This is a genomic window from Dyella sp. OK004 (assembly GCF_900114495.1).
Taxonomy (GTDB): Bacteria; Pseudomonadota; Gammaproteobacteria; order Xanthomonadales; family Rhodanobacteraceae; genus Dyella_D.
Genome location: NZ_FOZI01000002.1, coordinates 158,943 through 171,004 on the forward strand (window position 1 = coordinate 158,943; position 12,062 = coordinate 171,004).

The 12,062-nt window shown below is 64.0% G+C and carries 11 protein-coding genes; 5 read left to right on the top strand and 6 right to left on the bottom strand.

Translation table 11 applies throughout. The features are described 5' to 3' along the window. Positions 1-184: 184 nt before the first annotated feature. The 6 genes from BM338_RS07340 to BM338_RS21690 form a co-directional block, all read right to left on the bottom strand. Positions 185-859 carry a DUF4194 domain-containing protein gene (locus BM338_RS07340; RefSeq protein ID WP_090450245.1) on the bottom strand — a complete coding sequence of 225 codons (675 nt, stop codon included), beginning with the start codon at positions 857-859 and terminating at the stop codon, positions 185-187. Continuing rightward, entirely contained in the window at positions 846-2,315 is a 1,470-nt protein-coding gene (locus BM338_RS07345; RefSeq protein WP_090450246.1) for a DUF3375 domain-containing protein, read from the bottom strand. The genes BM338_RS07340 and BM338_RS07345 overlap by 14 nt, the downstream gene beginning before the upstream one ends. A gap of 52 nt (positions 2,316-2,367) precedes the next feature. Further along, positions 2,368-3,447 (bottom strand): Obg family GTPase CgtA, encoded by a 1,080-nt coding sequence (gene cgtA, locus BM338_RS07350; RefSeq protein WP_090450247.1) that lies wholly within the window; start codon positions 3,445-3,447, stop codon positions 2,368-2,370. Between the two features lie 106 nt (positions 3,448-3,553). After that, positions 3,554-3,811, bottom strand: a complete 258-nt coding sequence (gene rpmA, locus BM338_RS07355; protein ID WP_090450248.1) for a 50S ribosomal protein L27 — start codon at positions 3,809-3,811, stop codon at positions 3,554-3,556. Between the two features lie 25 nt (positions 3,812-3,836). Next, the gene (gene rplU / locus BM338_RS07360; RefSeq protein ID WP_090450249.1) at positions 3,837-4,151 is read right to left on the bottom strand and encodes a 50S ribosomal protein L21; all 315 of its coding nucleotides are present in this window, start codon (positions 4,149-4,151) and stop codon (positions 3,837-3,839) included. 116 nt (positions 4,152-4,267) lie between these two features. After that, a complete protein-coding gene (locus BM338_RS21690; protein ID WP_090450250.1) occupies positions 4,268-5,020 on the bottom strand; it encodes a DUF2059 domain-containing protein in 753 nt (250 codons plus the stop codon). 166 nt (positions 5,021-5,186) lie between these two features. On the opposite strand from BM338_RS21690, the gene uvrA reads away from it, so the two are divergent. From uvrA to BM338_RS07390, 5 genes are all read left to right on the top strand, one after another. Next, entirely contained in the window at positions 5,187-8,078 is a 2,892-nt protein-coding gene (gene uvrA / locus BM338_RS07370; protein ID WP_090450251.1) for an excinuclease ABC subunit UvrA, read from the top strand. Continuing rightward, entirely contained in the window at positions 8,075-8,578 is a 504-nt protein-coding gene (locus BM338_RS07375; protein ID WP_090450252.1) for an acyl-CoA thioesterase, read from the top strand. The genes uvrA and BM338_RS07375 overlap by 4 nt, the downstream gene beginning before the upstream one ends. Before the next feature lie 52 nt (positions 8,579-8,630). Further along, complete coding sequence (locus BM338_RS07380; RefSeq protein WP_090450253.1) at positions 8,631-9,641, top strand: asparaginase; 1,011 nt, start codon at positions 8,631-8,633, stop codon at positions 9,639-9,641. A gap of 154 nt (positions 9,642-9,795) precedes the next feature. Continuing rightward, positions 9,796-11,229, top strand: a complete 1,434-nt coding sequence (locus BM338_RS07385) for a DUF4139 domain-containing protein (protein WP_255367285.1) — start codon at positions 9,796-9,798, stop codon at positions 11,227-11,229. Between the two features lie 78 nt (positions 11,230-11,307). After that, positions 11,308-12,060: an enoyl-CoA hydratase/isomerase family protein gene (locus BM338_RS07390; RefSeq protein WP_090450255.1), complete on the top strand. Its 753-nt coding sequence runs from the start codon at positions 11,308-11,310 to the stop codon at positions 12,058-12,060. The last annotated feature ends 2 nt before the right edge of the window (positions 12,061-12,062 follow it).

The following is a 12,062-nucleotide window of genomic DNA, read 5'->3' on the forward strand; positions in this document are numbered from 1 at the left end:
GGTAGAAACCTTCGTTTTGGCCGGCCTGGATGCTTTCTCTGAGCCAACAACCTGCCCGCTTTTCTTCGTAACGTCCGCGGGCTTCGCTGACTTGAGCGGCTTCGCAGCTTTGCCAGATGCCTTGGCTTCCACCGGCGCAGCCTTGTTACCTGCACTCTTCGCCGACTTCTTTGCAGCCTTGCTCTTAACGCTCATCCACGCACTCCTCGACCACCGCCTCCGCGCCGCGAAGTTCGCGATAGACCTGCGTCAAGGCCTGCACGTCTTCCGCCGAAAACAGCAGTTTCAAGGTAGGTGAAACCTCGAAACGGTCTTCGCTGCCGCGCAGGCGATCCAGCACGTGGTTGTCTTTCATCTTGCCGATCGCGGCCGATACACGCTTGGCGAAACCGGCGCGGTCGGTCGACAGGTTCTTTTCGTAGACGGAAAGCGCATCCACCAGAGCACCCTCTTCGACTACGGCACGCAGCCCGTGTGCTTCGGCTTCGACAAGTTGCTGGCGCAAATGAAGCAGGAGCACCGTGTCGATAAAGGTCAAGGCAGAGGAACGCAGCAGTACCGGCGTATCCAGCTCACCGGTATCGGCTTGGCGCGCAAAAGCCACGCCGGCCTCGCGATCCACTACCAGTTCCAGGAAAAGCTCGCACAACTGCGAACGCAGTGTCGTTTCATAGCGAAGCAACGCGGGCCACAACAAACCGTGGCGCCCCATGTCCACGCTAGGGCCAGCCAGCAGCTGGCACAGCACACGGCGCGCCTCCAGCGGCAACACGCCGGTATCTCCTTCGAACAAACCCTTTGCGCCTGTGGGCGCAGATTCGTGAGGGGCGCCGAGTGTCTCGGTCTCAAGCAAGTTCATCGCGCTTCTCTTTGAGGAACCATACGAGGGGAATACGGGCATGGCGCCATTGGCCATCGCTGCCCTGCCACGCGACTTCTTCCAGCTCGCCTTCGGCGACCACGCCGTGACGCGTCGCGAGCGACAGGAAGCCGATGATGCTGCCCAGGCCCTGCTCGGCCGGACGCTGCGTCAGCACTTCGCGAATGGAGAGCTGATCGTATGTCTGCAGCAGCTCGTGGATATCGCGGCGGAGGCCGCGGAAATTGATCTCGGACTGCGCCACCAGCTCACCTACGCTGTCCAGCGAAATGGCGGCGCCGCCGCTCAGATCGATGCGTCCGTCCACGCAAGTATGGCGCGGGTCATGCAATCGCCATTGTGACAGCGAGCGTAAGCGGGAACTGGTGAGAGGCAATACAAACGGGGTGCGTTGATGGGCGCTCACTTCGTCGCGCAGCTGAAGCGCCTCCGCCTGCGCCTGTTTCAGTAGCTGATTGAGGCGCCGCTGCTCCAGATAGCCACGGCTCTGCACGAAGCCGCGCAAGCTGCGGGCAAAGTGCTGCATGACGTCGTGTACCTGGCTGCCGCGCTCCAGCATGACGCTGGTGAAGCCACGCAACAGCCGACGCTCCTCACGTTGCAGGCGGCGGGCAAAGCCGCGCGACAGCACCGTCTCCATGGCCGTATCGAACTGATGGCTCTGCTCCATATTGTTGAGCAGCTTCCAGAACGCTTGAAAGCTTCGCCCCGCCTCGCTTTCAGCGATCACATCCACGCCACCGAACAAGCGGTCGAGCAGTTCGCCACGATGGCCTTCGTCGTCGATGATGCGTTCGCGGAAATCGCGATTGAGGCGCTCAAAATCGTCGCGCACTCGGCGGAAATCCTCCGCAAGATCGTCGGCCAGCTGGATGATCTCGCGCGTGCGCTCCAGCGCCCGGTGTCCACCAAGGGCATCCACTTTGCCGCTCTTGACGCGTTCGATCTCTGCATCCAGGCGGTCGCGTTCTGCCTGCAGCACGTCCAGGCGCGCCGCGGGATCGGATTCAGTCTGCTCGGCCAGGTGCACCAGTTGCTGGATCACCAGCGACAGGCGGCTTTCCGTCGCCGCATAGCGTGGCGTAGTCAGGCCGGCGATAAAACGCACCGCTTGCGCAGCCTGCGCCGACAGCTCGTACTCTTCCTCGCTGGCACCTTCGGGGAGCCGGCGCTCAAGGAAACCTTGCGAGAGCCAGTGCGCCACATAGGCAGGCGCCGTGCGCGGCAGCTCGCGCGGGAGATCGGACGCGTTGATCGCATCCAGATGGTCCTGCAGGCGTTCGTGCAGAACGGAGGCGGGAAGCCGCCGCTCGCCATCTTGCAGCAGCGTCTGCAGCAAGCCGATCAGTTCAGGGGCATGGTCGGCGGCCAGCAGCCGCCACAGGGCTTGATCGCGCAGCTGACGGTAGCCGGCAACGCGTGCTTGCAGCTTCATGCGTGGGTGATGCTCCTGCGATACGGGAAAGAAGGAACGGCGTACCGCGAACTCAATCGCGCGGTGCTTCCCCACGCAGGCGCACATCACCCGGCAACATGTCGTTGCGTCCTCCGCGCTCAGCGCGCTGCGACTCAAAGAAGCGCTGCACCTGCTGACACACGGCCATGGTGTTGTCACGGGCAATAGCCGAGACCAGGAACCAAGGCTGAGTCCAGCCGAGGCGCTTGACGATGTCTTCGGCCACCGCCTGGCGCTCGTCTTCCGGCAGCACGTCGGCCTTGTTCAGTACCAGCCAGCGCGGACGCTGCAGCAGTTCGGGATCGAACTTCTCCAGTTCGTGCTCGATGGTATGCACCTGCTCGACCACGTCGGAACCGTCAATCGGCGCAATGTCCACCAGATGCAGCAACAGACGCGTGCGCGACACATGGCGCAGGAACTGGATACCTAGGCCAGTGCCTTCGGCGGCGCCCTCGATCAGGCCCGGAATATCTGCGATGACGAAGCTCTGGTCGGTGCCCAGGCTGACCACGCCCAGGTTGGGATGCAGCGTGGTGAACGGGTAATCAGCCACGCGCGGTGTCGCCGCGGAGACGGCGCGGATGAAGGTGGACTTGCCGGCGTTGGGAAAGCCCAGCAGGCCCACATCGGCAAGCAGCTTCAGCTCCAGCTTCAACTCGCGCGCATCGCCCGGCGTGCCCGGTGTCGATTTGCGCGGAGCGCGGTTCACTGAGCTCTTGAAATGGATATTGCCCAGGCCGCCCTTGCCGCCCTGTGCCACCAGCAGGCGCTGACCATGCACGGTAAGGTCACCGATGATCTCGTCGGTGTCGACGTTGGTCACCACCGTACCAATCGGCACGCGGACCTCGGTGTCATCGCCTCCCTTGCCATACATGTCGCTGCCCATGCCGTTCTGGCCGCGCTGCGCCTTGAAGCTGCGCTGATGACGGAAGTCGATCAGCGTGTTGAGGCCTTCGTCGGCCACCAGCCACACGGAACCGCCACTGCCGCCATCGCCGCCATCGGGGCCGCCAAAGGGGATGAATTTTTCGCGACGGAAGCTGATGCATCCGTTGCCGCCGTCACCGGCCAGGACCTTGATGATGGCTTCGTCGACAAATTTCATAAGGAGTCCGGCGAGCAGAGTGGAATCGGGGGCAGGATAGCGGAGGCTATTCTCACAAACGAAAAGCCCCGCCGAAGCGGGGCCTTCGCTGCAACGCCGAAGGGAATTAACCCTTAACGACGTTGACGAACTTGCGGTTGTTCTCGCCGCGGGTCTTGAACTCGACGGTACCGTCGACCAGCGCGAACAAGGTGTGGTCACGACCCAGACCCACGCCGGTGCCGGCATGGAACTTGGTGCCGCGCTGACGCACGATGATATTGCCGGCCTCGATGGCCTGGCCGCCGTACACCTTCACGCCGAGATACTTCGGGTTCGAATCGCGACCGTTGCGGGACGAACCTACGCCTTTTTTATGTGCCATGACTGATTACTCCAGAATTGGCGGATCAGGCGTTGATGCCCGTGATCTCGATTTCGGTGAAGTGCTGACGATGTCCCTGCTGCTTCTTGTGGTGCTTGCGGCGGCGGAACTTGATGATGCGGACTTTATCGGCGCGGCCGTGCTTGCGCACGGTGGCGCTGACGGTGGCGCCTGCCACGGTCGGGGCACCGACGGTGATGGTCTCGCCGGCGCCGACCAGCAGCACCTGGTCGAAATTCACAGCGGCGCCTTCTTCGGCGTTCAGCAGCTCCACGCGCAGGACATCGCCCTGCTGGACGCGGTACTGCTTGCCACCGGTCTTGATGACTGCATAACTCATGGGAATATCCCTTCTGTCGTTATTCTCTTGGGTTTCGCTCTGACCCCTTCCGGGGCGGCGAACTCGGAATTATAGCGAGCCGCCGCGCCACTGGTCAATTCCTAACCACCCCTCACTCAGGACGAGGTGGCCGGCTTGGCTGGCGCTGGGGCGGCAGGCTTCGACTTGCTGTCAGCCTGCGGCTTCGCGGCAGGGGTCTTAGCTGGCGCCTTCTTGCCCTTGGTCGCGCTCTTGGCTGGCGTTTTGGATTTGGCCTTGGTGTGTGTGGCCGCCTTCTTTACCGCCGGCTTGGCAGCTGGCGCGGCGTCCTGGGCCTCGTCCTCATCATCACCCCCGGCTGCTGCTCCGGTAGCCAGACCGGCAGCCGAGGTGCCACCGGCGATGGCCGGCCCGGCCTTATTGGTGGCCGGGCAACGTCCGTTGGCGTCCAGGCTACCCTTCTGTTTCAGCTCGGCGATAAGCTGGTCGCTGCGCTCCTTGCTCCACTGCAGGCCGGCCTGGTTGGCCTCGCCCATGGTGGTGGGCATCTCGGTGATCACTTTCTGGCCCAGTGGGGAGCGATAGAACTTCAGCATCCCCTCGATCTCATCGGCACTGAAATGGCGCTGGTAGATCGGCACCAGGCGACCGATGAACTGCTGGGTGCCATTGGCGTCGATGTAGTTCTGCCAGTAATTGGCCGGCACACAGGGCAACGACTGCTGCATCACCCCGACAGCCTGGCTGTTCATCTGGCTGAGCATCTTGCCCACCCCGACCACTTCCATCAGCTGGCGCACCTGCTCTTCGCTGGGCTGGGTGGCGGCCGTCGCCGGGCCCACACACAGCGCCAGTGCCAGGACGGCCCCCCATCCTTTCCACTTGTGCATTCGTTGTGTCTCTCGCTGGATCGGCCGAAAACGGCCAAAACGGGTATTTAGCCAAACTGCCTGTTAACACTTTGATGCCCCATCGCTCCGAGTTTTCCATAGGGCCAGGCAATAACTAACCTGATTAGTTTGGTATAGTGCAGTTTTTCCCAAATCCCCCGGCGTCATGGACACCATCCGCATACGCGGTGCGCGCACGCACAATCTCAAAAACATCGACCTGGACCTGCCTCGCGACCGGCTGATCGTGATCACCGGCCTGTCCGGCTCCGGCAAGTCGTCGCTGGCTTTCGACACCATCTATGCGGAAGGTCAGCGCCGCTACGTGGAATCGCTGTCGGCCTACGCCCGCCAATTCCTCTCCATGATGGAGAAGCCGGACGTCGACCATATCGAAGGCCTGTCGCCGGCGATCTCGATCGAACAGAAGTCCACTTCGCACAACCCGCGCTCGACCGTAGGCACCATCACCGAGGTCTACGACTATCTGCGCCTGCTTTACGCGCGCGTCGGTACGCCGCGCTGCCCGGACCATGGCATTCCGCTCGAAGCACAGACAGTGAGCCAGATGGTGGACGCCACCCTGGCGCTGAATCCGGAAAAGCGCTTCATGCTGCTGGCCCCGGTGATCCGCGAGCGCAAGGGCGAGCATGTGCAGGTGTTCGAGCAGCTGCGTGCGCAAGGTTTCGTGCGTGCCCGCGTCGACGGCACCGTGTACGACCTCGACGCCGTGCCGCCGCTGACCCTGCGCCAGAAGCACACCATCGAAGCGGTGATCGACCGCTTCCGTCCGCGCGATGACATCAAGCAGCGTCTGGCCGAGTCGTTCGAGACCGCGCTGCGTCTGGGCGATGGTCTGGTGATCGTGGTCGACATGGACGACCCGAAAGCGCAGGAACAATTGCTGTCCTCACGCTATTCCTGCCCGGTCTGCGATTACTCGCTACCTGAGTTGGAACCACGCCTGTTCTCCTTCAACTCCCCGGTAGGCGCCTGCCCGACCTGCGACGGCCTGGGCGTGACGCAGGTATTCGATGCCTCGCGCGTGGTTGGTCATCCCGAGCTGCCGCTCTCCGGCGGCGCGGTGCGCGGCTGGGACCGGCGCAACGCGCATTACTTCCAACTGATTCTCTCGCTGGCGGCGCACTACGGCTTCGACGTGGATACACCCTGGCAGAAGCTGCCCGCCAATGTGCAGAAGGCCGTCCTGCAGGGCAGCGGTAACGAGAAGATCCAGTTCCGCTACCTCACCGAACGCGGCGGCAAAGTGACGCGCGAGCACAGCTTCGAAGGCATCCTGCCGAACCTGGAGCGTCGCTACAAAGAAACCGAATCACCCGCCGTGCGCGAAGAGCTGGCGAAGTACATCAGCGACCAACCCTGCCCCGATTGCCACGGCCAGCGCCTGAATCGCTCGGCGCGCAACGTGTTCGTCGCCGACCACGCCCTGCCCTCGCTCACCTCACGCTCGATCGACGATGCACTCGCCTTCTTCGAAGCGCTGACGCTCACCGGCTGGCGCGGCGAGATCGCGGTGAAGATCGTCAAGGAAATCCGCGAGCGCCTGACGTTCCTCAACGACGTAGGCCTTAATTACCTCACGCTCGATCGCCAGGCTGACTCGCTCTCCGGCGGTGAGGCGCAGCGCATCCGCCTTGCCTCGCAGATCGGTGCGGGTCTGGTCGGTGTGATGTATGTGCTAGACGAGCCTTCGATCGGCCTGCACCAGCGCGACAACGAGCGCCTGCTGGGCACACTCACGCGCCTGCGCGACCTCGGCAACACCGTGATCGTGGTGGAGCATGACGAAGATGCCATCCGTCTCGCCGACCATGTGCTGGATATCGGCCCCGGTGCCGGCGTGCACGGTGGCGAGATCGTCGCGCAGGGTACGGTCAAGGACATCCTTGCGTCGAAGCGCTCCGTCACGGGCCAGTTCCTCTCCGGCAGGCGCGCCATCGAAGTGCCGACCGAGCGCCGCGAGCAGGAAGACAAGGATTCGTGGCTGCATCTGCGCGGCGCCAGCGGTAACAACCTGAAAAACGTCGACCTGGAGATTCCGGCCGGCCTGTTTACCTGCGTCACCGGCGTCTCCGGCTCGGGCAAGTCGACGTTGATCAACGACACACTGTTCCGCCTTGCCGCCGCCGAACTCAATGGCTCCAGCGAACAACCCGCGCCGCACAAGTCAGTGGAAGGCCTGGAACTGTTCGACAAAGTGGTCGATATCGACCAGTCGCCGATCGGCCGCACGCCGCGTTCCAACCCGGCCACCTATACGGGCCTGTTTACGCCGCTACGCGAACTGTTTGCGCAGGTGCCCGAGGCACGCTCGCGCGGCTACACCGCCGGCCGCTTCAGCTTCAATGTGCGCGGCGGCCGCTGCGAGGCCTGCGAAGGTGACGGCATGATCAAGGTAGAAATGCATTTTCTACCGGACGTGTACGTGCCTTGCGATGTCTGCCACGGCAAGCGCTACAACCGCGAGACGCTGGAAATTCTGTACAAGGGCCACACCATCGCCGACGTGCTCAACATGACGGTGGAGGATGCGCTGAAGCTGTTCGAGAACGTGCCGACCATCGCACGCAAGCTCGACACGCTGCGCGCCGTGGGCCTGGACTACATCAAGCTAGGCCAGAGCGCGACCACGCTGTCCGGTGGCGAAGCGCAGCGCGTGAAGCTCTCCAAGGAGCTGTCCAAGCGCGATACCGGCCGCACGCTGTACATCCTCGACGAGCCCACCACCGGCCTGCACTTCCATGACATCGAGCAACTGCTCGACGTACTGCATCAGCTGGTAGACCAGGGCAACACCGTGGTGGTGATCGAACACAACCTCGATGTGATCAAGACCGCCGACTGGATCGTGGACCTCGGACCCGAGGGCGGCGCGGGCGGCGGGCGCATTCTGGTCACCGGCACGCCGGAGACCGTCGCGCAAGCGCCTGGCTCCCATACTGGCCGCTTCCTCGCACCGCATCTCAAGATCGCACCGGCCAAGGCCGCCAAGAACAACAACCGCGAAAAAACGGCGGCACGGAAAAAGACGGCATGAGTTCCAGCACCACCGATACACCCGCTGCTCCGGGCCGCCACAAGGCGGCCGGTGCGGAGCAAGTCACGCCGGTTTCCGCGCCAACACCGGCAGCGGAAATCCATCCGCTGTTCGTCGCCTCCATCGGTGTGCGCTGGCGCGATCTCGACGCGTTCAATCACGTCAACAACTCGAACTACCTCACTTATCTGGAAGAGGCCCGTCTGCAGTGGCTCAGGCATGTGCCAGGCCCCTGGTTCGACGAGCAGTCAATGCCGGTGCTGGCGGCCAGCGACATCAACTACCGCATGCCGATCGAATGGCCAGCGCAGTTGCACGTTGAACTCAGTTGCGAACGCCTGGGCAACAGCTCGATCACCATCGGCCATCGGATCGTCGACGCCGAACAACCCGAGCGCCTTTACAGCGACGGTCGCGTGGTGATGGTGTGGATGAATCCGGCCACGGGCAAACCAGTGCCGCTGCCGCAGGCTATCCGCGACGCCGTCGAGGCTGCCTGATTCCGGCCGCTGCATCAGGCGAGCCAACGCGTACGCAAGGAGACTGGAATCCATGACGCAAACGTCCCGGCCACGCGTCGCCATCATTGGCTGCGGCGGCACCATCGCTTCATTGGGTACGTCCAGCCTCGATCTGATGGACTACCCGGAACACGGCACCAAGCTCAGCGTCGAGCAGATTCTGGAACGCGTGCCGGAGGCCGCCATGGCCGCTGAACTCGTCGCCGTGCCGTTTCGCTCCATCGGCAGCAACAACATCACGTATGCGGACTGGTTCGAGTTGCGTGCAACGCTGGCGCGTCTGTCGCGTGAGCAGCCGGACCTCGCTGGCTGCGTGATCCTACACGGCACGGCGACGCTGGAAGAGACGGCGTTCTTCCTCAACCTCACTCTGGATATCCCGCAGACCGTCGTGCTGACGGGTGCACAACGGCCGATCAGCGCCATCGGCTCCGATGCGCCGATGAACCTGATCGGCGCCATCCGCGTAGCGGCTTCGGCGGATTCCCGTGGACGCGGCGTGCTGGTGACGTTCAACGACGCGATCCTTGCCGCACGCGATGTAGTGAAAGTCTCCAATCTCCGGCTCGATACCTTCCGCTCCGCAGATTTCGGCGCGCTGGGCGTGATCGATCCCGATGGCATCCAGTACTACCGCCTGCCGGCTCGGCGCCACGCTCCCGATGGCGCGTTCAAACACCTGCCTGACGGTACGCAACTGCCGCGTGTGGACATCGTCTACTCGTATGTCGGTGCCGACGACACGTTCATTGAGGCGGCACTGGCGAAAGGCGCGCGTGGCCTAGTCTCCGCCGGACTCGCGCCGGGTCTCACCACCCGCACGGAAAAGCTGGCACTGGAAGCTGCCATCGACAACGGCATCGCCGTGGTCCAGTGCACGCGCGCTCCGCTGGGTCGCGTGGCGCACCGGCGTTATCTGCGTGACGCAGGCTACATTCCCGGCGAGGATTTCACGCCACAGAAGGCGCGCATCCTGCTTGCGCTCGGGCTGACGCAGACGCGTGACATCAACGCGCTGCGCAGCTACTTCCAGTCGCACTAGGTAGAAGGCTTTTCGGCTTGAACGCGGCCTGGCGTATTCGGGGTTAACGACCGCGCGACCACGGATGCCGCGCCTTCATACGAGGTGCGTAAGATCGGCAGCGCCTAACGAAAGGAGTTCGCCCGTGAGCAAGTTTCCCTTTAGCACCCTCGCCATGGCCTGTGCCGCTGCCATGGTTACTACGGTTGCCGCCGCGCCCTCCGGCGAGCGCACCGAACTCACGCTCTATCGCAGTGATGATGCCTCGCTGTTCAACGCTGGCGACGGCGCCAGCGTGGATGCCGGCTATGCCGTTGCGCGCGAGCCACGCCGCCTGGAGCTGAAGGCTGGCGTGCAGGACCTGAGCCTGGGCGGCCTGCCCGCCTATCTCGATACCGAAGCGCTGGCCTTGAGCGTCGATGGCGGCGCGGCCAAGGTGCTGTCGCAGCGCCTGCGGCTGGGGCAAGGACAGGATGCCGCGCTCGGCAGCCTTGTCGGCCAGCCGATCGATGTCATCGGCAACAACGGCCAGCCGCTGGCGAGCGGTACCTTGCTGCGTGCCGGCAACGGCCTGCTGGTCAGCGATGCGGCAGGCAACACCACCTTGATCCGCGAATACGCAGCGGTGCGCGCGCACGGCAATTTCAACACCGGCTCCAGCCTGGAGCTGCGCGTGGATGCGGTGCGCGCCGGCTCGGCCAGGGCAACGCTCAGCTACCCGACGGCCGGCCTCGGCTGGCGGGCGGCCTACGTGGGCACCCTGCAGCCGGGCAACAGCTGCAAGCTGCAGTTCGAATCGCGGGCCAGCATCGCCAACCGCAGCGGGCGCGACTGGAGCAACACCCAGCTCACCCTGGTCGCGGGTGAGCCGCAGTTTGCCAAAGCTTCCGCTCCGCGACCGATGATGATGGCGGCAAGCTATCGCGGTAAGGCGGCGGAAAGCGCCGACATGCCGCAACAGTCCAGCCTCGCCGACTACCGCACTTACACCTTGCCTGGCGCCGTCGACCTGCCCGACGGCAGCGTCAGCCAGGTACCGCTCTACACCACTCACAGCATCGATTGCGAACGCACCCTGCTTTACGAAACGGGCGGCAACTGGACGCCGCCGCAGCCAATGATCGGCCGCGACTGGAGCCCGGGCGGCGGCAGCACGGTGACCAGCACGCTGCGTCTGCGCGCCTTCGACAGCCTGCCCGCCGGCTATCTGCGCGTGCTCGCGGCCGATCGCAACGGCACACCGCAGTTCATCGGCGAGGGCCGTATCGCTGACACGCCCAAGGGCAGCGATGCCAGCATCACGCTGGGTACGGCATTTGATCTGCGTGCGACGCGCGAGCGTACCGAGTTCAAGCTGGACAAGGCGGGCCGCAGCATGGAAGAAGGCTTCCGCATCACCCTGACCAACGCCGGCGACACGGCGCGTACCGTGACGGTGCGCGAACATCCCAGCCGCTGGCGCGAATGGAACTTGCTGTCGTCCTCCAGCAAGCCGAGCGAACAGAAACCGGACTTGCTGGAATTCCGCATCGAAGTGCCTGCAGGCGGCAAAACCGTGCTCGACTACGCCGTGCGCTATCGCTGGTCCGAGGCCGAACAGCCGCAGTAATTCCTACCCGGTTGGCCCCTGTACCTGCCCGCGAGTTTGATACTCTCGCGGGCATTCTTTTCCCCGAAGGCCGGCGCCATGCTCAACCTCGTCACCCATGATGCGATCACCGAGATCAACCTCGCACGGCCGCCGGTCAACGCGCTCAACCTAGACTTGCTGCACGCCATCCAGGGCGCCATCGCGCAGGCGGTGAAGGACGGTGCCCGCGGCATCGTGCTGTCCGGTGCGCCGGGCATGTTCTCGGCGGGCGTCGATGTGCCGGCGCTGCTGGGTCAGGATCGCGCTGGAGTGCGCGAGTACTGGCGTACGTTCTTTGCGACCTGCTCCGCTCTTGCCATGTCACCTGTGCCGGTAGTCGCCTCGCTCACCGGTCATGCGCCGGCAGGCGGCGCGGTGCTGTCGCTGTTTTGCGATTACCGGGTGATGGCGGAAGGTCCGTTCCGCATCGGCCTCAACGAAGTGCAGGTCGGGCTGATCGTGCCGGAATGCATCCAGCTGGCACTGCGCCGGGTGGTGGGCACCTATCGCGCCGAGCGCCTGCTAGTAGCCGGCGCCATGATCGAATCGCGGCAGGCACTGGCCTACGGTTTCGTGGATGAGCTGACCGCCGTGGATCAGGTCACCACGCGTGCACTGCACTGGATCAACGAGCTGGTCGCTTTGCCGCCGGGCGCCATGCTGGCGACGCGCAAACTGGCACGCGCCGATCTCACCTCGGCCTGGGCCGACCCGGATGCATTACCGATTGACCAGTTCGTCGATGCGTTCTTCAGCGAAGAAACCCAGGCCGTCTTGCAGCAGCTGGTAGCGCGCCTGAAGAAGAAGTAGGC